Origin of the sequence: Amycolatopsis kentuckyensis (assembly GCF_041679295.1) — a bacterium.
Lineage (GTDB): Bacteria > Actinomycetota > Actinomycetes > Mycobacteriales > Pseudonocardiaceae > Amycolatopsis > Amycolatopsis kentuckyensis_A.
On record NZ_JBGDMD010000001.1, the window covers coordinates 682,718 to 704,459 of the forward strand.

At 72.7% G+C, this 21,742-nt stretch carries 21 protein-coding genes and 1 pseudogene; 14 read left to right on the forward strand and 8 right to left on the reverse strand.

Annotation, left to right across the window (positions count from 1 at the left end; genetic code table 11):
- The first annotated feature begins 186 nt into the window (after positions 1–186).
- Genes ACERZO_RS03125 through ACERZO_RS03135 form a run of 3 tightly spaced genes read left to right on the forward strand, consistent with a single transcriptional unit; the run spans position 187 to position 4,039 of the window.
- Positions 187–795, forward strand: a complete 609-nt coding sequence (locus ACERZO_RS03125) for a CBS domain-containing protein (RefSeq protein WP_372661336.1) — start codon at positions 187–189, stop codon at positions 793–795.
- On the forward strand, positions 792–1,697 hold the full coding sequence (locus tag ACERZO_RS03130) for a universal stress protein (protein WP_372661339.1): 906 nt from the start codon (positions 792–794) through the stop codon (positions 1,695–1,697). Before ACERZO_RS03125 ends, ACERZO_RS03130 begins: the two co-directional genes overlap by 4 nt.
- Entirely contained in the window at positions 1,694–4,039 is a 2,346-nt protein-coding gene (locus ACERZO_RS03135; protein ID WP_372661342.1) for a phosphoketolase family protein, read from the forward strand. The genes ACERZO_RS03130 and ACERZO_RS03135 overlap by 4 nt, the downstream gene beginning before the upstream one ends.
- Before the next feature lie 42 nt (positions 4,040–4,081).
- Here the strand turns inward: ACERZO_RS03135 and ACERZO_RS03140 are convergent, their stop codons facing one another.
- On the reverse strand, positions 4,082–4,654 hold the full coding sequence (locus ACERZO_RS03140) for a TetR/AcrR family transcriptional regulator (RefSeq protein WP_372662902.1): 573 nt from the start codon (positions 4,652–4,654) through the stop codon (positions 4,082–4,084).
- An 81-nt stretch (positions 4,655–4,735) separates the two neighbouring features.
- On the opposite strand from ACERZO_RS03140, the gene ACERZO_RS03145 reads away from it, so the two are divergent.
- Entirely contained in the window at positions 4,736–5,095 is a 360-nt protein-coding gene (locus ACERZO_RS03145) for a rhodanese-like domain-containing protein (RefSeq protein WP_372661346.1), read from the forward strand.
- Here ACERZO_RS03145 and cydD read toward each other — a convergent pair.
- From cydD to ACERZO_RS03160, 3 genes are read right to left on the reverse strand one after another with little or no spacing between them, the layout of a single operon-like run.
- Complete coding sequence (gene cydD, locus ACERZO_RS03150; protein WP_372661349.1) at positions 5,064–8,417, reverse strand: thiol reductant ABC exporter subunit CydD; 3,354 nt, start codon at positions 8,415–8,417, stop codon at positions 5,064–5,066. The two genes, ACERZO_RS03145 and cydD, sit on opposite strands and share 32 nt — an antisense overlap.
- A complete protein-coding gene (gene cydB / locus ACERZO_RS03155) occupies positions 8,414–9,433 on the reverse strand; it encodes a cytochrome d ubiquinol oxidase subunit II (RefSeq protein ID WP_372661352.1) in 1,020 nt (339 codons plus the stop codon). The genes cydD and cydB overlap by 4 nt, the downstream gene beginning before the upstream one ends.
- A 15-nt stretch (positions 9,434–9,448) precedes the next feature.
- A complete protein-coding gene (locus tag ACERZO_RS03160; RefSeq protein WP_372661355.1) occupies positions 9,449–10,843 on the reverse strand; it encodes a cytochrome ubiquinol oxidase subunit I in 1,395 nt (464 codons plus the stop codon).
- A 162-nt stretch (positions 10,844–11,005) separates the two neighbouring features.
- On the opposite strand from ACERZO_RS03160, the gene ACERZO_RS03165 reads away from it, so the two are divergent.
- The gene (locus tag ACERZO_RS03165) at positions 11,006–11,644 is read left to right on the forward strand and encodes a response regulator transcription factor (RefSeq protein ID WP_372661358.1); all 639 of its coding nucleotides are present in this window, start codon (positions 11,006–11,008) and stop codon (positions 11,642–11,644) included.
- Between the two features lie 28 nt (positions 11,645–11,672).
- Here ACERZO_RS03165 and ACERZO_RS03170 read toward each other — a convergent pair whose 3' ends face one another.
- The gene (locus tag ACERZO_RS03170) at positions 11,673–12,650 is read right to left on the reverse strand and encodes an Acg family FMN-binding oxidoreductase (RefSeq protein WP_372661361.1); all 978 of its coding nucleotides are present in this window, start codon (positions 12,648–12,650) and stop codon (positions 11,673–11,675) included.
- 147 nt (positions 12,651–12,797) lie between these two features.
- Between ACERZO_RS03170 and ACERZO_RS03175 the strand changes: the two genes are divergently transcribed.
- The 5 genes and pseudogenes from ACERZO_RS03175 to ACERZO_RS03195 all read left to right on the forward strand — a co-directional run bounded on the left by ACERZO_RS03175 (position 12,798) and on the right by ACERZO_RS03195 (position 17,539).
- Complete coding sequence (locus tag ACERZO_RS03175; RefSeq protein WP_372662906.1) at positions 12,798–14,492, forward strand: GAF domain-containing sensor histidine kinase; 1,695 nt, start codon at positions 12,798–12,800, stop codon at positions 14,490–14,492.
- A gap of 550 nt (positions 14,493–15,042) precedes the next feature.
- A pseudogene (locus ACERZO_RS03180) lies at positions 15,043–15,222 on the forward strand (hypothetical protein); the annotation flags it as partial.
- Between the two features lie 124 nt (positions 15,223–15,346).
- Entirely contained in the window at positions 15,347–15,991 is a 645-nt protein-coding gene (locus ACERZO_RS03185; RefSeq protein ID WP_372662909.1) for an acetate--CoA ligase family protein, read from the forward strand.
- Positions 15,979–17,064, forward strand: coding sequence for an acetate/propionate family kinase (locus ACERZO_RS03190; RefSeq protein ID WP_372662911.1), 1,086 nt, complete (start codon positions 15,979–15,981; stop codon positions 17,062–17,064). Before ACERZO_RS03185 ends, ACERZO_RS03190 begins: the two co-directional genes overlap by 13 nt.
- 4 nt (positions 17,065–17,068) lie before the next feature.
- On the forward strand, positions 17,069–17,539 hold the full coding sequence (locus tag ACERZO_RS03195) for a hypothetical protein (RefSeq protein ID WP_372661364.1): 471 nt from the start codon (positions 17,069–17,071) through the stop codon (positions 17,537–17,539).
- A 49-nt stretch (positions 17,540–17,588) separates the two neighbouring features.
- On the opposite strand, the gene ACERZO_RS03200 is transcribed toward ACERZO_RS03195, so the two are convergent.
- Positions 17,589–18,038, reverse strand: coding sequence for a universal stress protein (locus tag ACERZO_RS03200; RefSeq protein WP_372661367.1), 450 nt, complete (start codon positions 18,036–18,038; stop codon positions 17,589–17,591).
- A gap of 321 nt (positions 18,039–18,359) precedes the next feature.
- Between ACERZO_RS03200 and ACERZO_RS03205 the strand changes: the two genes are divergently transcribed.
- Positions 18,360–18,701, forward strand: a complete 342-nt coding sequence (locus ACERZO_RS03205) for a hypothetical protein (RefSeq protein WP_372661370.1) — start codon at positions 18,360–18,362, stop codon at positions 18,699–18,701.
- A gap of 93 nt (positions 18,702–18,794) precedes the next feature.
- Here ACERZO_RS03205 and ACERZO_RS03210 read toward each other — a convergent pair whose 3' ends face one another.
- Positions 18,795–19,190 carry a CBS domain-containing protein gene (locus ACERZO_RS03210; RefSeq protein ID WP_372661373.1) on the reverse strand — a complete coding sequence of 132 codons (396 nt, stop codon included), beginning with the start codon at positions 19,188–19,190 and terminating at the stop codon, positions 18,795–18,797.
- Between the two features lie 159 nt (positions 19,191–19,349).
- On the opposite strand from ACERZO_RS03210, the gene ACERZO_RS03215 reads away from it, so the two are divergent.
- Genes ACERZO_RS03215 through ACERZO_RS03225 form a run of 3 tightly spaced genes read left to right on the forward strand, consistent with a single transcriptional unit; the run spans position 19,350 to position 20,650 of the window.
- Complete coding sequence (locus ACERZO_RS03215) at positions 19,350–19,949, forward strand: Rv1733c family protein (protein ID WP_372661376.1); 600 nt, start codon at positions 19,350–19,352, stop codon at positions 19,947–19,949.
- A gap of 24 nt (positions 19,950–19,973) precedes the next feature.
- A complete protein-coding gene (locus tag ACERZO_RS03220) occupies positions 19,974–20,477 on the forward strand; it encodes a universal stress protein (protein ID WP_372661379.1) in 504 nt (167 codons plus the stop codon).
- A gap of 11 nt (positions 20,478–20,488) precedes the next feature.
- Entirely contained in the window at positions 20,489–20,650 is a 162-nt protein-coding gene (locus ACERZO_RS03225) for a hypothetical protein (protein WP_372661382.1), read from the forward strand.
- A 265-nt stretch (positions 20,651–20,915) separates the two neighbouring features.
- On the opposite strand, the gene ACERZO_RS03230 is transcribed toward ACERZO_RS03225, so the two are convergent.
- Positions 20,916–21,512: a hypothetical protein gene (locus tag ACERZO_RS03230; protein ID WP_372661384.1), complete on the reverse strand. Its 597-nt coding sequence runs from the start codon at positions 21,510–21,512 to the stop codon at positions 20,916–20,918.
- Between the last annotated feature and the right edge of the window lie 230 nt (positions 21,513–21,742).

Consider the following 21,742-nt stretch of genomic DNA (forward strand, 5'->3'; position numbering starts at 1 on the left):
TGCCGGGCGCTGCCCGGGATCGCGCTGGTCGGCGGAGCCGGCCGTCGCCTGGCACGACCGTGGTCCTTTGTGGACGCCGCCCGCCCGCGAGAGGACGTAAGTCCTCACGACCGGTGACCGACGCCAGCGGTCGCCAGGGCACCGCCTTCCTAGGTTGGAAAGTGACCCGAAAGGCAGGAACACCCGATGCGAGCACGCGACCTGATGAGCGCGCCGGTGATCACCGTGCACCCGTGGACGTCCGCCAAGGAAGCAGCCGAGCTGCTGTCCATGCACGGTTTCACCGCACTGCCCGTGGTGGACGACGACGACCGGCTCGTCGGCATCGTCACCGAGGCCGACCTGATCCGCGGCCGCATCCCGGCCGACCCCCGCTATGCCCACGAATCCCGCGAGTCCACCGCCGGAAAGACCGTCGGCGACCTGATGACGACGCCCGTCACCGCCATGGGCACCGGCACCGACGTCGCCGACCTCTGCCAAGCGCTGGTGGACGCCCGGATCCGCGCGATGCCGATCGTCGACGGCTCGGCCGTCGTCGGCATCGTCACCCGCGGCGACGTCGTCCGCGTGCTCGCGCGGGAGGACGCCGACATCGCCCGGGACGTCAAGCACCGTCTGGAGGTCTACGGCGGCAGCGGCCGCTGGCAGGTCGAGGTCGGCGACGGGTTCGTGCACATCACCGACCAGTTCGACGACGACTCGGACCGGCACGTCGCCCAGTTGCTGGCGCTCGCCGTGCCGGGTGTCGTCGCCGCCGAAACCGCGTACGCGAGTGAGGAGCAGACACGATGACCGCCATCGACCCGAGGATCACCGTGGGGGTGGACGGCTCGACGGGGTCGACCGCCGCCGTCACCTGGGCCGCCGAGATCGCCTCCCTGCGGCACCTCGAGCTCAGGATCGTGCACGGGTTGCAGGTGGCCGGCCTCTACTACGGCGGCGGCCTCACCGGGGCCGGCGCGGAACGGCTGTTCGACGCGATCGTGGCCGACGGGCAGCGCGCGGTCACCGACGCCCGCAGCCTCGCGGCGTCGGTCGACCCGGAGCTGGTCATCACGACCGAGGTGCCCAACGAGCCGCCGGTGCCGCTGCTGATCGACGAATCCCGGCACGCCCGGATGCTCGTCGTCGGCCACACCGGTACCGGCGGGTTCGCCGGGATGCTGATCGGCGGCACGGCGGCCTCGGTCGCCAGTCACGCGCACTGCCCGGTCGCGGTCGTCCGCGGCCGCGACGGCACGACGACCATCCCGGCCACCGGACCGGTCGCGGTCGGCATCGACGGCGGCCCGAACAGCGAACCGGCCATCGCCGTCGCGTTCGAGGAGGCGTCGCTGCGCGGCGCGCCGCTCGTCGCGGTGCACGCGTGGAACGACACCACCCACGAAGACACCCGGGGCACCGCCCGGATCCCGAGCCAGCCGGAATCCCTTGAGCAGGACGAAGACCGGCTGCTGACCCAGCGGCTCGCGGGCTGGCAGGAGAAGTTCCCCGACGTCGAGATCCGCCGCGTGCTCGTCCGCGACCGGCCGCGGCACGCGCTGCTCGACATCGGCGCGGAAGCCCAGCTCGTCGTGGTCGGCAGCCGCGGCCGCGGCGGCTTCTCGGGCATGCTGCTCGGCTCCACGAGCCAGGCCCTGGTCCAGCACGCCGGGTGCCCGGTGCTCGTGGTCCGCCCGGAGAGGACGGCGTGACCGCCCTCGGCACCCGGCCCGCGGTCCTCGGCAGCACCGAGCTCGCCCAGGTGGACGCCCTTTGGCGGGCCGCGAACTACCTCGCGGCCGGCCAGATCCACCTGATGGCGAACCCGCTGCTGCGCGAGCCGCTGCGCCCCGAGCACGTCAAGCCGAGACTGCTCGGGCACTGGGGGACTTCACCCGGCCTCAACTTCGTCTACGCCCACCTCGACCGCGCGATCCTGACCCACGACCTGGACGCCATGCTCGTCACCGGGCCCGGGCACGGCGGCCCGGCCCTGCTGGCGAACACGTGGCTCGAAGGCAGCTACACCGAAGCCTGGCCCGAGGTCACCCGGGACGCCGCCGGGATGGCGGAGCTGTTCAGGCAGTTCTCCTTCCCCGGCGGCGTGCCCAGCCACGTGGCGCCGCAGGTGCCCGGGTCGATCCACGAGGGCGGCGAGCTGGGCTACTCGCTCGCCCACGCGTACGGCGCCGCGTTCGACAACCCCGGTCTCGTGGTCGCGTGCGTCGTCGGGGACGGCGAGGCCGAAACCGGCCCGCTCGCGACGTCCTGGCACGCCAACAAGTTCCTCGACCCGGTCCGCGACGGCGCCGTGCTGCCGATCCTGCACCTCAACGGCTACAAGATCGCCAACCCGGCCGTGCTGTCGCGGATCCCGCCGGCCGAGCTGGACGCGCTGCTGCGCGGGTACGGCTACGAGCCCATCCACGTCGAAGGCAGCGACCCGGAGCGGATGCACCACGCGATGGCCGCCGCACTCGACTCGGCGGTCGCCACCCTGGCCGAGCGGCGCGGGGTGTGGCCGATGATCGTGTTGCGCAGCCCGAAGGGCTGGACCGGTCCGTCCGTTGTGGACGGTCTGCCGGTCGAGGGCACGTGGCGGTCGCACCAGGTGCCGCTGGCCGAGGTCCGGCACAACCCGGAACACTTGAAGCAGCTGGAAGGTTGGCTGCAGTCCTACCGCCCGTCGGAGTTGTTCGACGAAGCCGGCCGTCCGGTCGCCGACGTCACCGCGATGATCCCGGCGGGGGACCGGCGGATGGGCGCCAACCCGAACGCCAACGGCGGCGTGCTCCTGCGCCCGCTGACGCTGCCGGACACCGCGTCCCACGCCGTGCCGGTCGCCTCGCCGGGAGCCACCCAGGCCGAGCCGACCCGGGTGCTGGGCCGGTTCCTGCGGGACGTCTTCGCGCTCAACGCCGACCGGGCGAACTTCCGCCTCTTCGGCCCCGACGAGACGGCGTCCAACCGGCTCGACGCGGTGTACGACGTGACCGCGAAGGAGTGGCAAGCGGCGGTCGAACCGGTCGACGAGCACCTGGCCCCGGACGGCCGCGTGATCGAGGTGCTCTCGGAGCACCTGTGCCAGGGCTGGCTCGAGGGCTACCTGCTGTCGGGGCGGCACGGGCTCTTCTCGTGCTACGAGGCGTTCGCGCACATCGTCGACTCGATGGTGAACCAGCACATCAAGTGGCTGCGGGTGCACCGGCAGATCCCGTGGCGGCGCCCGATCGCGTCGCTGAACTACCTGCTGACCTCGCACGTGTGGCGGCAGGACCACAACGGGTTCTCCCACCAGGACCCCGGGTTCGTCGACCACGTCGCCAACAAGAGCGCCGAGGTCGTGCGCGTCTACTTCCCGCCGGACACGAACACGCTGCTGGAGGTCGCGGCGCACTGCCTGCGCAGCCGGGACTACGTGAACGTGGTGGTGGCGGGGAAGAACGACACGCCGAATTGGCTCGACGCCGAGCAGGCGGCGCTGCACTGCGCGCGCGGCGTCAGCATCTGGGAGTGGGCGAGCACCGGGGTCGAGCGGGAGCCGGACGTCGTCCTCGCCTGCGCGGGCGACGCGCCGACGCTGGAGGTCCTGGCCGCGGCTTCGATGTTGCGGCGGGAGCTGCCGGACCTGGCGGTCCGGGTGGTGAACGTCGTCGACCTGATGCGCCTGCAGCCGGCCGACGAGCACCCGCACGGGCTCACCGACCGCGAGTTCGACGCGCTGTTCACCCCGGACCGCCCGGTGATCTTCGCGTACCACGGCTACCCGTGGCTGATCCACCGGCTGGCCTACCGCCGCGCCAACCACGCGGGCATGCACGTGCGCGGCTACACCGAGCACGGCACGACGACCACGCCGTTCGACATGCTGGTGCTCAACCACCTGGACCGGTTCCAGCTGGTGATCGACGTGATCGACCGGGTGCCGGGGCTGGTCGCGACGGCGGGCGTGCTGCGGCAGCGGATGACCGAGGCGCAGGGGAGACACCGGCGGTGGATCCGCGCCCACGGCGAGGATCTGCCCGAAGTGCGCCACTGGACCTGGGAGGGGTGACCGAAAGAGGGCCTTGCCGGCGGGTGGGGCCCTCTTTCCGGCTCAGGGGGCGGCCTGCTGCCACAGGCGCGCGATGCCCGCCTTGATGCGGTCTTCGCCGAGTTCCGGCAGGAGCGCAGCCACGTGCTCGGCGGCGAGCGGGGCGAGCAGGGCGTGGGCGGTGTGCTCGGGATCCGGTGTGCCGTCGAGCAGGAGCGCCACGTGCCGGTGCCAGAACCGGTAGGCGCCGATCCGGTACCGGGCACCGGGTGCCGCGTTCTCCGACATGCGGACCAGCGGCAGGTGGCCGAGCAGGTAGCCGAGGTAGGCCTCGGCGAAGGCGGCGAGGCGTTCGGCGGGCGGGGCACCGGGACCCACCGGGGGCGGCCCGTGCAGGACGGCCTCCTGGAGGACCCGTTCGCGGGCGTCCAGCAACGCGGCCGCCAGCCCCGCTTTGTCGCCGAAGCGGCGGAACAGGGTGCCCTTCCCGACGCCCGCGGCGGTCGCCACCTGGTCCATCGACACCGCGTCGACGCCGTGGTCGGCGAACAGCCGCCCCGCCGCGTCCAGGATCGCGGCGCGGTTGCGGGCGGCGTCCGCCCTTTCCTTGGGCGGCGGCGTGCGAAGCAGCTCCAACGGGGTTGCGTAACCGGACTGCGGTCCGCTACTTTCGAGAGGCACATCCGGACTATAGTCCGATTACCTGGAGGTAGCGCCATGACCGCACTCATCACCCGCGACGAACTCGAGAAGGCGGTGGCGACCGGCGCCGTCACGGTCGTCGACGCGCTGGGCGGCGAGTACTACGCCCAGCAGCACCTGCCCGGTGCCGTCGCCCTGACCCCGGGCGACGTCGATGCGCGGGCGGCCGCGCTGCTCCCGGACCGCGGAGCCGCGATCGTCACCTACTGCTCCAACCCCGCGTGCCCGAACAGCGGGCAGGTCGCCGACCGGCTCACCGCGCTCGGCTACGCCGACGTCCGCAAGTACCGCGAGGGCATCGAGGACTGGGTCGCGGCCGGCCTGCCCACCGAGACGGCCGAGGTCAGGCAGGAGGCAGGCACGCCGTCCGTGTGACGTCGACCGTGGGCAGCGTCGCGAAGTCCGCCGGTCGGTGCGTGACCACCAGCGCCGACCGGCCTTCGGTCGCGCTCAGGACGTCAGCCGCCAAGGCTGCCGCCGTGGGTGCGTCCAAGTGGGCCGTCGGCTCGTCCAGCAGCAGGATCGGGCGGTCCGACAGCAACGCCCTGGCCACGCCGATCCGCTGGCGTTCGCCACCCGAAACCGGGGTCCCGTGCGCGCCCAACGCCGTGCCGAGGCCCTCGGGCAGTCCGGAAAGCCACGGCCCCAGCTGAGCCAGCCCCAACGCCTCCCGCAGGTCGGAGTCGCACGCCGATGGCCGCGCCAGGCGGAGGTTTTCCCTCAGCGAACTGTCGAACAGGTGCGTCTCCGGCCCGCACCAGGCGATCTGCTCCCGCACCGAATCGCCGTCGTAAACCAGGGTGTCCGTGTCGTCGAGCAGGACCCGGCCCGCCGACGGGTCCAGGTAGCGCATCAGCGCCGCGAGCACTGTGCTCTTGCCCGCCCCCGAGCGGCCCGTCAGCGCGAGGCGGCGTCCGTGGCCGATCGTCAGGTCCACGTCCTCGACCGCGTCGGCCGGGGCCTGCGGCCAGCGGACCGACAGCCCTTCGGCCGCCAGTTCGGCAGCGGCGGGGGCGGAAGCGGGGGAGACGGTGTGCGGCGCGGGAAGCGCGTCCAGCTCGGCGAGACGACGTGCCGAGCCGGCGGCCCCGAGCAGCCGCTGTGCCGCTTCCGGCAGGCCGGCCACCAGTTCGGCCGTCGCCGGCGGGAGCAGAGCCAGCACGGCCAGCGCGGGGCCGGGGATCGTCCCCGCGCGCAACGCCAGGATGCCGAGGGCCAGGCACGCGACGGACGTCAGCCCGACGCCGAGAGTCGCGAGTCCGCCGCCCAGGCCGCGCCACGCCGCGGATCGGCGCTGCAGCGACGTCACCGCGAAGTCGAGTTCCCGCAGCCGGGCGTGCCGGCGGGGTGCCGCGTCGTGGACGATCAGGTCGGCCGATGCCTGCAGCAGTTCCACCGTGCCCGCCGTGAGGTCCGCGCGCAGCCGCGCCGTCTCCCGCTGGGCGCGGCGGGCCGCCACCGCCGCGACGACCGGGGCCAGTATCCCCGCGACCGCCAAGCCCGCAGCCGCCACGAGGCCGGCGCCCGGCAGGATCACGCCGAGGGCGACCGCGGTCGCCGACAACACCAGGAACGTCGACACACCCGGGACCAGGCCGCGGACCAGGACGTCCTGCTGGCTGTCCACATCGGACACCAGCCGGTGCAGCAGGTCGCCTCGGCGCAGACGCGCGGTGCCGGCCGGGCCGATCCGGACCAGCTGCGTCCACACCCGCACCCGGAGGTCCGCCAGCGCCCGCAGCGCGACGTCGTGCGACAACAGCCGTTCGAGGTAGCGGAAGACGCCCTTCGCCAGGCCGAACGTCCGCACCGCGACGATCGCCACCATCAGGCTCAGCACCGGCGGGTGCAGCGCCGCGCTCGCGATCAGCCACGACGACGTCGCCGTCAGCGCCACCCCGCAGCCCAGCGCGGCGGTCGCGGCGAGGCACGCCAGCGCCAGCCGCAGCCGGTGGGGCCGGATCGCGTCGAGCAGCGGCCGCCACTCCGAACCGGTCAAGTCCACAGTGGACGATCCCGCGACAGCCGGCGCCGCGGCCCCTGCGGAAGGACTGGAGGCTGGTGCCGGCGGAGCGATCGAAACCGGCACCTCGCCGCCGAGGGAGACGACGCGGTCGCACTGCGCCAGCACCGCCGGGTGGTGGCTGACGATGACGGCGGTCCGGCCGGCGAGCACCTTCGGCAACCGCTCCAGGATCGCGGCCTCGGTCTCCGCGTCGACGCCCTCGGTCGGTTCGTCGAGCAGGATCAGCGGCCGGTCGAGCAGCACCGCGCGGGCCAAGGCGACGCGGCGGCGCTGCCCGGTCGACAGCCCGGCGCCCAGCTCGCCGACCACAGCGGACAGCGGGACGTCGAGGGCGGCGGTGTCCGCGGCGGCGAGGACGGCGTCGTCGGTGGCGTCGGGGGAGCCCAGCCGGATGTTCTCGGCCACCGTCCCGGCGACCAGGTGCGGCTGCTGCGGTACCCAGGCCAGGTGCCGGTGCCAGGTGGCCCGCCCGACGCCGGCCAGGTCGACGTCGCCGACCACGATCCGGCCGGAGCCGGGCCGGCGCCAGCCGAGCAGGAGGTCGAGCAGCGTCGACTTGCCCGCCCCGCTCGGCCCGGTCACCCCGACGACCTCACCCGGTGGCAAGCGCAGGCTGAAGCCGTCGAGGACCGGTCCGGACCGGCCCTCGACCGTGACGTCTTCGCAGCGCAGTGCGGTGCGCGTCAGGTCGGGCACCACGCCGGTGCCGTCGTCGCCGGACGGCGTTTCGGCGAGCGCGATGATCTCCTCGGCGGCGGCGAGGCCTTCGGCGCTGTCGTGGAACCGGGCGCCGACCGCGCGCAGTGGCAGGTAGACCTCCGGCGCGAGGATCAGCACGACGAGCGCCGTCTGCAGGTCGAGTTCGCCGGCCAGCAGCCGCAGGCCGATCGACACCGCGACGAGGGCGACCGACAGCGTCGCCAGCAGTTCCAGTGCGAGCGCGGACAGGAACGCGACGCGCAGGGTCCGCATGGTGTGCGTGCGGTACCGGCCGGTGATCTCGCGCAGCGACCGGATCTGCGCCCGCGCGCGGCCGAACGCCGTCAGCTCGGCCAGTCCGCCGACGAGGTCGAGGAAGTGGTCGCCCAGCAGGGAAAGCGTCTTCCACTGACGTCGGACATCGCGCTGGGTGCAGAGGCCGATGAGGATCATGAAGACGGGGATGAGCGGCACGGTCAGGCCGACCACGACCGCGGCGACCCAGTCGGCGAGCAGGATCCGCGCGCCCACGACCAGCGGCACCACCGCCGCGATCAGCAGCTGCGGCAGGTACCGCGAGAAATATCCCTCCAGGCGGTCGACCCCATGCGTGGCCAAGGCCGCGACCTCCGCCGGGGAGCGCTCCGCCCGGCGCGGCCCGATCCGCAGCGCCGCCGCGACGATCGTCTCCCGCAGCTGCGAGAGGGCCTGGGCGGCGGCGCGGTGGGCGGTCGTCTCCGCCAGCCACGTGAGGCCGGCCCGGGCGAGCACGACCAGCAGGAGCATCGCCAGCGGCACCAGCAGGTCCCGGACCGCGAAGCCGTCGAGGAACGCCCAGGTGATCGTCTTGGCCAGCAGCTCCGCTTGGGCGAGCACCAGCATCGCGGTGAGCACGCCCAGGGCGGCGCAGGCCAGGACGAACGGCCGGACCGCGCTCGCGTGGCGCAGCAGCCGCGGGTCGAGGGGCTTCACCGGCGGCCCGCGGGCAGGCCGCCGCCGGCGGGGATCGAGGCGCGGCCGATCCGCTTGCGGAACACCCAGTACGTCCAGGCCTGGTAGGCCAGCACGATCGGGGTGAACGCGACCGCCACCCAGGTCATGATCTGCAGCGTGTACGGCGTCGAGGACGCGTTCGTCGTGGTCAGGCTGAACGCGGCGTCGGTCGTCGACGGCAGCACGTTCGGGTAGAGCGACCAGAACAGCGTGAAGGTGACGGCGATGATCGCGCCGGCGGTGCTCGCGAACGCGAGTCCGTCGCGGTCACCCGCGGCGAACAGCACGCCCGCGGCCAGCAGCAGCGCCGCGACCAGCGACGTCAGCCAGGACCAGCCGCCGTGCTCGATCGCCGTGTAGGCCAGGAACACCCCGCCGAACACGATCGCGGCGCCGCCGAGCGCGCGGGCCAGTGTCCGGGCCCGGCCGCGGATTTCCCCGGTGGTCTTGAGGGTGAGGAAGACCGCGCCGTGGAAGGTGAAGAGGCTGAGGGTGGCCAGGCCGCCGAGCAGGGCGTAGGGGTTGAGCAAGGTGAAGAATGTGCCGGTGAAGTGGTGCTGGGCGTCGAGCGGGACGCCGTGGACGATGTTGCCGAACGCGACGCCCCACAGCAGGGCCGGGGCGGCGGAGCCGAAGACGATGATCCAGTCCCAGGTGTTCCGCCAATGCGGGCTGTCGATCTTGCCTCGGAACTCGAACGCGACCCCGCGCAGGATCAGGGCGACGAGCACGAGCAGCAGCGCCAGATAGAAGCCGGAGAACAGGCTCGAGTACCAGAGCGGGAACGCGGCGAAGGTGGCGCCGCCGGCGACGAGCAGCCAGACCTCGTTGCCGTCCCAGACCGGGCCGATCGTGTTGATCAGCACCCGGCGGTCGGTGTCGTCGTGGCCGAGGACGCGCAGCAGCGTGCCGACGCCGAAGTCGAAGCCTTCGAGGACGAAGTAGCCGGTCCAGAGGACCGCGATGAGCAGGAACCAGATGTCGGTGAGGGCCATGGCGGTGCTCCGGCGTCAGTAGGCGAAGGCCGCGGGGCGCGGCTCGTCGGATTGGGGTTCGGCCGTCTCGGGCGGTGGCGGACCAGCCTTGGCGTAGCGGACCATCAGGACGCCGTCGACGACCGCGAGGACGCCGTAGAGGACGGTGAACACGATCAGCGAGGTCAGCACGCTGCCCGTGCCGACGGTGGGCGAGACCGAGTCGGCGGTCTTCAGCACCCCGAACACCGACCACGGCTGGCGGCCCATTTCGGTGAAGATCCAGCCGACGCTGTTGGCCAGGAACGGCAGCGCGATCGCGAGGGTGGCGGCGGGGAAGAACCAGCGGGCGCGCGGGGTGCGGCCGCGGCGGAACAGCCAGAGGCCGACCAGGGAGATCAGCAGGCAGAGGAAGCCGAAGCCGATCATCAGGCGGAACGTCCAGTAGGCGACCGGGATGCCCGGGCGGTACTCGCCGGGCCCGTACTGCTGTTGCTCGGCGGCCTGCAGGTCGTTGATGCCCTCGACCTGGCCGTCGAACTTCCCGGTGGCCATGAAGGACAGGACGCCGGGGACGCGGATGCTGAACTTCTCCTGCGAGCCGTCGAGCGAGCCGATGGTGAACAGCGAGAAGGACGCGGGCGCGACGGTGTCGTAGAGCGCTTCGGCGGCGGCCATCTTCATCGGCTGCTGCTGGGTCATCAGGCGCGCCTGCAGGTCACCGGTGACGATGACGCCGAGGCTCGCGATCAGCACGGTGACCAGGGCGAGCTTCATGGACGGCCGGTAGACGTCCGCCGCGTTGCCCCGCCGGAGCTGCCAGGCGCTGATCCCGACGACGAACATGCCCGCGGTGAGGAAGCACGCGGTGATGGTGTGCGCGAAGGCGCCCACGGCGGTCGAGTTGGTGAGCACGGCGCCGAAGTCCTTCAGCTCCGCGCGGCCGGTGGCGGGGTTGACCGCGTAGCCGACGGGGTGCTGCATCCAGGAGTTGGCGGCGAGGATGAAGTACGCCGAGAGCAGGGTGCCGATCGAGGCGAGCCAGATGGTGGCCAGGTGCAGGTTCTTCGGCAGCTTGTCCCAGCCGAAGATCCACAGGCCGAGGAACGTGGACTCGAGGAAGAACGCGAGCAGGCCTTCGATGGCCAGCGGCGCGCCGAAGATGTCGCCGACGAACGTGCTGTAGTCCGACCAGTTCATCCCGAACTGGAACTCCTGCACGATGCCGGTCGCCACGCCGAGGGCGAAGTTGATGAGGAACAGCTTTCCCCAGAACTTCGTCATCCGGCGGTACTTGTCGTTCCCGGTCCGCACCCACGCGGTCTGCATCCCGGCGACCAGGAAGGACAGCCCGATGGTCAGCGGGACGAAGAGGAAGTGGTAGACGGTGGTGATCCCGAACTGCCATCGGGCGAGGTCCAGGGCGGTCATCGGAGTTCTCCTGCTCGGTCGGTGTCCACCCGGCGAGCATCCGGTGCGAGGGCCGTCCGGGCTTAGGGTCCTTGGTCACTTCCCGGACGGTCCCGGGTCCCTGCCGCCGGAGGTCTTGCGGTCGTACGCTGAGCCTGTCCAACCCGTCCGTGGGAGGTTCCCGTGCTCCGTGTGTTCCTGGTCGACGACCACGAGGTCGTCCGCCGTGGCGTCGCCGACCTGCTGGACGAGGACGAGAACCTGACGGTGGTCGGCCAGGCCGGCAGCGTGTCGCAGGCGCTGGCGCGGATCCCGGCGTTGAACCCGGACGTGGCGGTGCTGGACGTACGGCTGCCCGACGGCAACGGCATCGAGCTGGCGCGGGAGCTGCGGTCGAAGCTGCCGGAGCTGAAGTGCCTGATGCTGACCTCGTTCACGGACGAGCAGGCGATGCTGGACGCGGTGATGGCCGGGGCGAGCGGGTTCGTGATCAAGGACATCAAGGGGATGGACCTGGTGTCGGCGGTGCACGAGGTCGGGGCGGGCAAGTCGTTGCTGGACGCCCACGCGGCGGCGGCGTTGATGGCGAAGCTGCGCGACAGCCAGGCGAAGAAGGGGCCGTTGGCCGATCTTTCGGATCAGGAGCGGAAGCTGCTGGAGCTGATCGGTGAAGGGCTGACCAACCGGCAGATTTCGGAACGGATGTTCCTGGCCGAGAAGACGGTGAAGAACTACGTCTCGCGGTTGCTGACGAAGCTGGGGATGGAACGCCGGACGCAGGCCGCCGTGCTGGCCACCGAGTTGCGCAACCAGGGCCAGTGATCCGTCTCGCGCCCGACGGCGGTGCCCGCTAGGCGGGTGCCAGCAGGACGTCGTCCAGTGAGCGCCGCGGAGTCCACGGGACCGGCGCCCCCTTGCCCAGCCGCAGCACGATCTGCGGCCACAACCCACCACCCAGCAGCTGACGCAGCCCCGTCCGGAACTCCGGGACCTCCACCGGCTGCGAGATGAACGAGGCGTCGAACCCGGCGGCGGTCGCCGTCAGCAGCACCCGTTGCATCGCCTGGCCCGAGCGGAGCCGGTCGAGGCGGCTGTCGTCGAACGAGCCGATCACCACGACCAGCGGCTCGGAGTGGTCGGTCCGGCCGCGCGGCCGCGAACCGAAGTCGCGCAGCACCCAGCCGCCGTCGTCCGACGGCATCGCGCCGGCCGCGTATTCGGGGACGCCGTCGCGGCTGTCCGGGGTTCGCGCCGTCCAGTGCTGCCACTCCGCGACGAAGGCCGGGTTGCCGATCTGCGCGTGGTGGGCTTTGTACACCAGTTCCCGCAGTCCTTCCAGCTGGTTCGCGTCCAGCCGGGGCAGCCACGCCTGCTCGACCTCGGCGGCGTGGCGCAGATCGGCGAGCACGGTGGTGGGAACCACGGCCGTTTCGAACGGCGTGCGGTTGGTGTGGCGCCGGGGGATCGCGTCGGCCAGCTCGACCACTCGCGGATCCGGGCGGCGGGCCGCGAACGGGCGGACCACGGCCAGCAACGTCGGATCGTCGCGGCGGGGCAGCAGCGTCGTGGCCGGGTGCGCACCGAGTGCCTGGATCGCGGTGCGCAGGTTGAACAGCGCGGCCCCACAGGACACGAGCAGTTCGCGCTGGTCGGCGTCGGCGACCGGCAGGGCGCGGTCCGGATCGGCGTGCAGCTCCAGCCCCGCGGGCGTGCAGCGGAACCGCCAGGGCTGCGTGTTGTGCGTCGACGGCGCGAGCACCGCCGCACTGATCACGGACTTCACCTGATCGGAGTCCAGCAGTCCGATCGGCGTGATCGGTGGTGTCATGGATTCCCCTTGGTACCGTCGAGCGGCACACTGTCGTTCCGGAAAGCTTCCCGTGACGGTCTCGCGTGCCGCTGTGCCGCGGAAGGGGACAAAGTCACCGATGGTGCGGAGGTCGTGGTGAGCGGAGCGGGGCAGGAACCGCGGCGGATGGCCGGAACGCTGTCCGGGCTGCGGTTGCGCGAGCTGCTGCGGGACCTGCAGGACCGGATCGAGCTCTTGATCGGCACCCGGGACAAGATGGACGGACTGCTCGACGCCGTCCTGGCCGTCGCGTCCGGGCTCGAGCTGGACACGACGCTGCGGCGGATCGTGCAGGCGGCGATCGAACTCGGCGAGGCCGAGTACGGCGCGCTCGGCGTCCTCGCCGAAGACGGCAGCCTCTCGGAGTTCGTCTACCTCGGCATCGACGACGAGGCCCGGCGGCGGATCGGCGACCTGCCCGAGGGCCACGGCGTGCTCGGCGTCGTCATCGAAGAGGCGAAACCCCTGCGCCTGGCGGAGATCTCCGCGCACCCGGCCTCGGTCGGCTTCCCGGCGCACCACCCGCCGATGCACACGTTCCTCGGCGTGCCGGTGCGCGTCCGCGACGAGGTGTTCGGGCGGCTTTACCTGACCGAGAAGAAGAACGGGGAGCCGTTCACCGACGACGACGAGGTCGTCGTCCAGGCCCTGGCCGCGGCGGCCGGGATCGCGATCGAGAACGCCCACCTCTACGAACAGGCGCGCATCCGGCAGCAGTGGCTCGCCGCGACCAGTGAGGTGACGACGGAGCTGCTGGGCGGCACCGACCCGGCCGAGGCGCTGAACCTCATCGCCGGCCGCGCGCTGGAGCTGACCGGCTCGGACGTCACGATGCTCGCGCTGCCCAACTCCGGGCGCCTGGACGTCGACGAGGACTGGGGCGACGACGTCGACGACCTGACCGTCACGGTCTGCGCGGGCGCGCGGGCGGCGGAGCTGTCGGGCACGCACATCGACCTCGAGGGCAGCGTCCCGGGCGCGGTGTACCGCGACCGGACGCCCCGCAGCGTTCCGGAGCTGAGCCTGCGGGAACACCGGTTCGGGCCGGCGATGGTGGTCCCGCTGCGGGCGGGCGACCGGACGACGGGGGTGCTCATCGCGGCCCGGGAAGCCGGGGCGGGCTCGTTCGAAGCGGCCCAGCTGTCGGTGGTGGCCTCGTTCGCCGACCAGGCGGCGCTGGCGTTGCAGCTGGCGGCGCAGCAGCGCGCGGCGCGGGAGCTGGACGTGCTGGGTGACCGCGACCGGATCGCCCGCGACCTGCACGACCACGTGATCCAGCGGCTGTTCGCGGTCGGGTTGTCGATGCAGAGCACGCAGCGGCGCACGAAGTCGCCGGAGCTGCAGAAGCGTCTCGGCGACAGCATCGAGCAGATGCACGAGATCGTCCAGGAGATCCGCACGGCGATCTTCGACCTGCACGGCGGCGCGGCCGGCGAGACCGGGGTCCGGCTGCGGCACCGGCTGCACGACGCGATCGCCGAGCTGACCGACGACGCCCCACTCCAGCCGACGGTCAGCATGGCCGGCCCGATCGACACCGTGCCGACACAGCTGGCCGAGCAGGTCGAGGCGGTGGTCCGCGAGGCGGTGAGCAACGCGGTGCGGCACGCGGACGCGTCGACGATCTCGGTGTCCGTCGCGGTGAAGGACGGAGCGATCCGGGTCGTCGTGGCCGACGACGGCAAGGGGCTGGCGGACGGCATCTCGCCGAGCGGGCTGGGCAACCTGCGCGAGCGGGCCGAAGCCGCAGGTGGCTCGTTCACCGTCGGCAGCGGACCGGCGGGCGGCGTGCGGCTGGAGTGGTCGGCGCCGGTCGGCTGAGCGGTTCCCACGATCGCCGAGCCGGGGACAGCCCTCGCCTGGTGACGAAAGTCCTCGCGGTTCGGGTAATCCGGCCGCGTCGCCGAACCCTCCTTCCGCGGTCTCCTTGTCCGGCGATCCCGGTCACGAAGTGGCCTTCCGCGGTGGGCGCGGCCCCTTGGCCGGCCGCGCCCACCTTCGTGCGCAAGGAGAAGCGATGACCCGCGCCCTGCTCGCCGGCGGCGACGTGGTGCTCGTGCGCCCGCTGCACCCGGCCGACACCGCCGAGGTGCTCGCCCTGCACACCCGGCTGACCCAGCAGGACACCTACTTCCGCTTCTTCGGCACGCCGTCGGGGATGGCCGAACCGGCGGCGGAGATCGCCGCCGAGCCGGGCCCCGGCCACTACGCCGTGGGCTGCTACCGGCGCGGTGAACTGCTCGGCGTCGCGACGCTCCTGCGCCGCTTCCAGGCCGAGGTGCTCGCCGAGAACGCCAAGGTGATCCGCGTCTTCAAGGACCTCGGGCTCAGCTTCGAGGCCGGCATCGGCGGTCCCGAACGCGACGTCGTCATGAACCTCGACGAAGACCCCGCGTACCTCGACGCCGTGCTGAAGCGCGACTCGGTCGCCGACGCGGCCAGCCTGGCGCACCTGTTCCGGCCGTCCTCGAGCGCCGTGATCGGCGCCGGGCGGCGCCCGGGTTCGGTGGGCCACGCGGTGCTGGCCAACCTGGTCACCTCCGGCTACCGGGGCGCGGTCGAGGTGGTGAACCCGCACGCCCACGCGATCCTCGGCGTGCGCAGCGTCCCTGCGGGCGTTCGCCGCCGAGCGCGAAGGCTGGCTCCCGCCCGCGGACGCCGTCGAACTGCTGCGCCTGGCCGAGCTCCCGATGGTGGAGACCCGCTACGTCGAAGCGGGCGACTCGATGGCCGCCGCGGCCGCCGACCTAGGCTCGCCGGTCGTGCTGAAGGCCGACGCCGACGGCCTGCTGCACAAAACCGCCGGCGGGGGAGTCCTGCTGAACGTGCACGGCCCCGACCGGATCCTCGAAGCGTTCCGCACCCTGCGGTCCCGCTTCGGCTCGGCCCTCCGGGGCGTGACGGTGCAGCCGATGGCCGAACCCGGCCGCGAGCTGCTGGTCGGCGTGCGGTCGGACCCGGTGTTCGGGCCGCTGGTCGTGTTCGGCCTCGGCGGCGTCGACACCGACCTGATCGCCGACCGCCCCGCCCGGCCGGCGCCGCTGACCACCGCCGACGCCGACCTGCTCCTGGACGGGTTGCGGTCGTCGAAGGCGCTCTGGGCGTCCGGACTGGACCGCGCGGCGGTGCGGGAGCTGCTGCTGGAGGTCAGCCGGCTGGCCGAGCTGGTGCCGGAGCTGGCCGAACTGGACCTCAACCCGGTGCGCGCGTTCCGACGGTTGCCTGGCGCTCGACGTCCGCGCCCGGCTGGAGCGGCCCGCGGCCGCCGACCCGTTCCTGCGCCGCCTGCGAGACTGAAGGAGCGACCGTGCGTGTGCTGACCTTGAACCCGGGCTCGTCGAGCATGAAGGCGTCGCTGGTCGACGCCGGCACGGGCGTCGGCTGGGCCGCGTGGGACCTGAGCGCGCCCGGCGCGGTCGCCCAGGCGATCGGCCGGTGGTCCGATGTGGACGCCGTCGCCGTCCGGTTCGTCCACGGCGGCTCGCAGAAGGCCCCGGCCCGGATCGACGACGCCCTGCTCGCGAACCTGGACCGGCTGACGTCGCTGGCGCCGAACCACCAGCCGCTGTCGCTGCAGGTCGCGCGCGAGGTCCGCCGCCTGCTGCCGGACGTCCCGCTGGTCGCCTGCTTCGACACGGCTTTCCACGCGAGGATGCCCGAAGCCGCGGCCCGGTACCCGCTGCCGCGGTCGTGGACCGCGCAGAACCGCTTGCGCCGCTACGGTTTCCACGGCCTGTCGTGCCAGTACGCGCTGCGCCGCACCGGCGAGCTGCTGGGCCGGGCACCGGGGAACCTGCAGATCGTGTGCGCCCACGTCGGCGCCGGGGTGTCGGTGACCGCGATCCGCGACGGTCGTGGCGTGGACACCAGCATGGGTTTCACCCCGCTCGAGGGCGCGATGATGGCGACGCGGTCGGGCTCGGTCGACCCGGGCCTGCTGCTGCACGTCATGCAGACCGCGCCGATGACCGCGGCCGAGATGGCCGACGCGCTGTTCCACCGCTCGGGGCTGGCCGGGATGACCGGTACCAACGGCGACCTGCGGCGCGTGCTCGCCGCGGCCGCGCGCGGCGAGGCGGACGCGGCGGTCGCCCTCGACGTCTACCGGCACCGGCTCCGGCGGGAGATCGGCGCGGCGGCGACGAGCCTGTCCCGGCTGGACGCCGTGGTGTTCACCGGCGGCGTCGCCGAGCACCAGCCGGAGCTGATCACGTCCGTCGCCGACGGGCTGGGGGTGCTCGGCCTGCGGGCCGGGAAGGTGCCGCACACCGACGTCGACCGGGTCATCACCCGGGCCGGCTCGGCGGTGCCCGGCCTGATCGTGCTGGCCCGCGAAGACCTGGAACTGGCCCGCGGCGCCGAAGAGGCGCTCGCCCGAGAGTCCGTGAGGTGACCTCATGCACGTCCTGCTGACCGAAGCATCCTTCGGTGCCGCCGACTTCCTCCTCCAGCCCCTGCGGGACGCCGGCTGCCTGGTCAGCCGCTGCCACAGCCGCGCCGGGCTGTGCCGCGCGCTCGCGGTGGGCGGGCACTGCCCGCTCGACGAGCCGTTCGCCCAGCCCGACCTGGTCGTCGACGTCCGCGGCCGGGAGCCCGAGTGGACCGCCCGGGAGTTCGGCGTCGTCTGCGCGGTCCGCGACCACGTGCCCGTCGCGCTGGTCTCCCCGGACCCGGACGTCCGCGCGGAAGTGCCACCGGGCCTGGAGAACCGGGTCACGGTGATCGACGTCGACGGCCTGCTGGCCACCTGCCGATGCCGGTTGTGGTCTGAGGCGCGGACGAGCTGTTCCGGTGGGTCACCCGGCGCCACTGAGCGCGGGTTCTGTTGCAAAATGGCGGCCGGAGCGGCCGCCGGATCTCGCGAGTGAACGCCGGACTCCCGCGGCTTGAGGAATCCCGGCGATCGCTCCCGACATTTCACGCAGGTGTCAACCGGTGCGCCGCTTCCGGTGTGATGACCACGACCGGGCACCGCGAAAACCGCACGCACTCCCGCCCCACGCTGCCCAGCACCAGATCCGTCATCGCGCCGCCGCGGTGGGTGCCGAGCACCAGCAGGTCCGCGTCGGCCGAGGCCGTCACCAGTTCCGTTGCCGGGTCTCCGTGGACCGTACGCGTCTCGACCGTCGCCGCCGTTTCGATGCCCAGGTCGCGGACGTGGGAGTCCAGCGAAAAACCCACCTCCGGCACCCGGCCGTGCGGCTGGATGGTGAACGAGGTGCCCGGCAGCAGGGAGTCGCGAGGGCGGACCAGGATCGCGCGGACCGTGTCGCCGGCGTGCGCGCCGATCTCGAGAGCCCAGCGCAGTGCCGCGTCGCCGCGAGGGGAACCGTCCGTTCCGACGACGAGCACGCGTCCGATGGCCATGGCGTCCTTCTTTCTCTCAGGTGTTGCCCCGATCGTGCGACCCGGGCCACCGAGCCGGTAGGGGCCGAATTCCGCCGGACCGAGGGACTTTGTGCTCCGGTGCGCGCGGGACGCCCGCGGTGACCATGACCGGTGGCGGAGCGTCCGGCCTCCGCGCGAGGAGGACTGGCAGCTGCTCGTGCGCGGTACCGAGGTGGACCTCCTCGAACTGGCCGCCCGCGCGCGACCTCCGCCCGCGCTTACGCGCTGTACCAGGCGATCGGCTGCCGGCGCAGTCACCGGTTCTTCCACAGCCGCGTTTCCGCGGGTGGGACGACCGGCGTGCAGGTCGTCGTCTCGGGGCACCAGGACAAGCTGGCCGAGCTCCTCGGCTTCGCCGCGCGCGTGCTCCGCGAAGACCGCGGCTACCAACGAGAACTCGAGGTGTGGACCGCCCACACCCACGGCTGGAACGCGCTCGGCGACGGCGTCGCGGAGGACGCGCTCAGCCCCGAAGCCCCGCCGGTCGCCGTGCTCGCCGACCGGTCGCCGCGGAGAACCTGCTGCTCGTCTGCACCGACGCGACACGAGGGCCGACCACCTCGCGGCCGGCGCGGCCCTTGCAGCGCACCTGGCTCACCGCGGCTTCCGCTCGGCGAGCTGTTCCCGGAAGGACCCCGATGACCTACGTACGCGACCTTTCCGAGATCCGGCTCGTCGACGCGAGTCCGCCCGCCCACCGGGGTGCGACCGGATCCTGCTGCCGGCGGGCCAGGCTCACGCGTGCCGCGCGCGCAGCACGTCCTGGAAGGTGATCATGCCGATCACCCGCCTGCCCTCGACGACCGGCGCCGAGCGCACCCCGGCCTCGGTCATCCGCCGCGCCAGCTCGCGCACGTCGGTGTCCGCCGGGACGGCCAGCCCGGTCGTGCGCATGACCGACGCCGCCGTGCGGGCGCGGCCGTCGAGCATCACGCCGGTTTCCGGGTCGCCGGCCGGTTCGGGGGCCCGGAGGATGTCCACTTCGGACAACAGACCGAGGAGCCGCCCGTCGGCGTCGACCACCGGCATCGTCGTGAAGCCGTGGCCGGTCATCGTCGCCGCGGCCTCGTCGAGCGTCGCGGTCGGGGACAGGGCGAACGTCGGGGTCGTCATGATGTCGCGTGCGCGCATGGTCCGACCATCCCCGGCGCGCTCCGGCCGGCACAGGGTCCTAAGTCCCCGGCGCTCCTGCCGACGGTCTCCGGGCCGGGGTCCAAGGCCTCTTCGGACGCGACGGGAAACCGGCGATGCTGGACGCGAAAGGACTCTGGCGCCGGAAGGACAGGAACCATGAGCACGTCGTCGAACCCGCTCGCGCGGATGTGGCGCACGATCTTCCCGCGCCGCGGCTCGGTGGCGCGCGTCTCCGACCGCGTCCAGGCCGGTGCCGGGGTGTTCGTGGTGTTGCTCGCCCTCGCCGCGCTGCCGGTCGCCGCCGGCTTCGGCTCGGAAACCTACGTGCGGCGACAAGGCCAGTCCGCGCAGCAGCTGGGGGAGCGCACGCGGGTGACCGCGACCCTGCTCGCCGACGGGCCGGCCCTCACCGCGAACACGCGGGCCGGGGTCGCCGGCAGCGGCGAACCCACCGACGCGACCTGGACGCTCCCGGACGGAACCCGCCGCGTCGGAAAGGTCGTCGCCGACCAGGGCACGCTCACGGGCGACACGCAGACCGTCTGGGTGGACCGGAACGGCACCGTGGTGGACCCGCCGCTCAGCGGCGCCGGCGTGGTCATCGACGCCGTCGGCGTCGGGCTCGGCCTGTGGGTCGCCGCGCTGGTGCTGCTGGCGGCCGGCTACCGGCTGACCGTGTTCGCGCTCGACCGCGTCCGGTACGCCCGGTGGCAGCAGGAGTGGTTCGCCGACCAGGACCGCAGGACCCATTCTTGAGAACGAGGAGAAGGTGAAACCGAAATGACCACGGCAAACCAGGGCGACATCGTCGTCGGTGTCGACCATTCGGCGGTCAGCGTGGCCGCCCTGCATTGGGCGGCGGCCGAAGCCGCGGGAAGCGGCCGTCAGGTCGTCGCGCTGCGGGCGTGGACGTTCGAACCGGTCTACGACCTCGGCGCGGCGGTCGCCGGGACGCCGCAGGCGGTCGCGGACCGGGAGCGGCAGCAGCTCGACGACATCGTCGGCGAGGTGCGCGCCGAGCACTCGGGAGTCGCCATCCGGGCCGAGCTGGTCGAGCACTCGGCCACGGTGGCGCTGGAAGAGGCGTCGAAGACCGCGGCGATGCTCGTGCTCGGCAGCCACGGCCGCGGCCGGTTGCTGAAGCTGCTGGTCGGTTCGGTCGCCGGGCACTGCCTGCGCGAGGCGAGCTGCCCGGTCGTCGTCATCCCGGCGCGGACCGTTCCGGAGCCCGAGACGGAAGCGGCGCCGGTGGAGGCGGGCTACTACCCGGGCCCCCTGCTGTGAAGGAGATCGGGATGCGCGGCCGCCGCGAGCTGGGCTCGGTCATGACGGCCGACGTCGCCACCGTCGGCCCGGACACGAGGACGGGCTCGTGCTCGGCGTCGTCTCGCAGGCGACCTGATGACGAGCTCGACGGCACGGCCGAGCGGACGAGCATGATCCGGTCGGAGTGCTGAGCCCGCACAGCCGCACCACAACTGAACCGGCACGGCACAAGAGCCACCGTCCACAGCGGACGGTGGCTCCCTTGTCAGCTCAGCTGCGGAACAGTGCCCCGTCGTGATCGTGACGTTCTTGATCCACAGCTCCTCGAGGTGCAGGGGGCCGGATGTGCAGGTCGGGGCCGGGGCCGTCGTACCCGAGTGCCTTCCTCCTTCCTTCTTCCTTCGAACGGAAAACGGGCGCCCGCCGGTCGGCGGGCGCCCAGGGAACGGATCGCTTTCAGCGCAGCCACTTGCGGTCGCCCACCAGGGCGGCCCAGCGGTGGCCGAGGCCCCACGTGTTCCCGGCCGACCCGGCGGCCAGCGCGATGAGGATCAGCGCGTAGACGATGTGGTAGTCGACGACCGGGTTGGTCGAGTGCGTCGCCTCGCCGGTGCTGGTGCTCAGGGCGAACGGCCATTCGGCGGTCCACATCATGAGCATCATCAGCGAGCCCGCGATCGCGCTCAGGCGCAGCCCGACACCGGCGATGACGGCGATGCCGATGGCGCCCAGACCGAGCATGAACAGCGTGTCGGCCCACCAGGTGCCGGCCCAGGAGTGGAACATCGACTCGAACGGGCCGACGTGGACGCCGCTCAAGAAGCCCTTGGTCGGCGAGCCGCCGCTCAGCCAGGCGCCCTTCGGCGGGGTCGCGTAGCCGAAGCCGAACAGCTTGTCCGAGAAGGCCCACAGGAAGATGAACCCCGTGGCGACCCGCAGGACGGCCAGGGACTTCCCGGCGGTGGTGGGGCCGGCGGCGAAATCGGGGGCCGGCGCCGGTTCGGTGGCCCGGTGAACCGGGGTGGTCTTCTTCTCATCCGGTCGGATGGACATGGGGAAACCTCCGTTCTTTCGGTGCTGCGGTCAGTTTCTTCCCTTGCCCCGGCGGTTTCTGGGGCCGAAGGTCACCGGCGCGGAGGCCCTTGGGCGCCGGTTGCGGAGGACCACGTGGAGATCCTTCGGGCCGCGTGGTGAGAACCAGCTGACCCGCGGGGCACAAGCTCCCCGGGACCAGGTGCGCGCGGAGGACTTCCGGCCCTTTGCGGGCGTCCGGCCGGACAGTG

Coding starts and splice junctions, on each gene's coding strand:
- ACERZO_RS03160 (WP_372661355.1), bottom strand. CDS start 10,843: ATGACCGCCCTGGACCTCGCCCGATGGCAGTTCGGGATCACCACCGTC.
- ACERZO_RS03175 (WP_372662906.1), top strand. CDS start 12,798: ATGGCCGGAACGCTGTCCGGGCTGCGGTTGCGCGAGCTGCTGCGGGAC.
- ACERZO_RS03220 (WP_372661379.1), top strand. CDS start 19,974: ATGACCACGGCAAACCAGGGCGACATCGTCGTCGGTGTCGACCATTCG.
- ACERZO_RS03125 (WP_372661336.1), top strand. CDS start 187: ATGCGAGCACGCGACCTGATGAGCGCGCCGGTGATCACCGTGCACCCG.
- ACERZO_RS03215 (WP_372661376.1), top strand. CDS start 19,350: ATGAGCACGTCGTCGAACCCGCTCGCGCGGATGTGGCGCACGATCTTC.
- ACERZO_RS03230 (WP_372661384.1), bottom strand. CDS start 21,512: ATGTCCATCCGACCGGATGAGAAGAAGACCACCCCGGTTCACCGGGCC.
- ACERZO_RS03225 (WP_372661382.1), top strand. CDS start 20,489: ATGCGCGGCCGCCGCGAGCTGGGCTCGGTCATGACGGCCGACGTCGCC.
- ACERZO_RS03170 (WP_372661361.1), bottom strand. CDS start 12,650: ATGACACCACCGATCACGCCGATCGGACTGCTGGACTCCGATCAGGTG.
- ACERZO_RS03200 (WP_372661367.1), bottom strand. CDS start 18,038: ATGGCCATCGGACGCGTGCTCGTCGTCGGAACGGACGGTTCCCCTCGC.
- ACERZO_RS03210 (WP_372661373.1), bottom strand. CDS start 19,190: ATGCGCGCACGCGACATCATGACGACCCCGACGTTCGCCCTGTCCCCG.
- ACERZO_RS03130 (WP_372661339.1), top strand. CDS start 792: ATGACCGCCATCGACCCGAGGATCACCGTGGGGGTGGACGGCTCGACG.
- ACERZO_RS03145 (WP_372661346.1), top strand. CDS start 4,736: ATGACCGCACTCATCACCCGCGACGAACTCGAGAAGGCGGTGGCGACC.
- ACERZO_RS03195 (WP_372661364.1), top strand. CDS start 17,069: ATGCACGTCCTGCTGACCGAAGCATCCTTCGGTGCCGCCGACTTCCTC.
- cydB (WP_372661352.1), bottom strand. CDS start 9,433: ATGGCCCTCACCGACATCTGGTTCCTGCTCATCGCGGTCCTCTGGACC.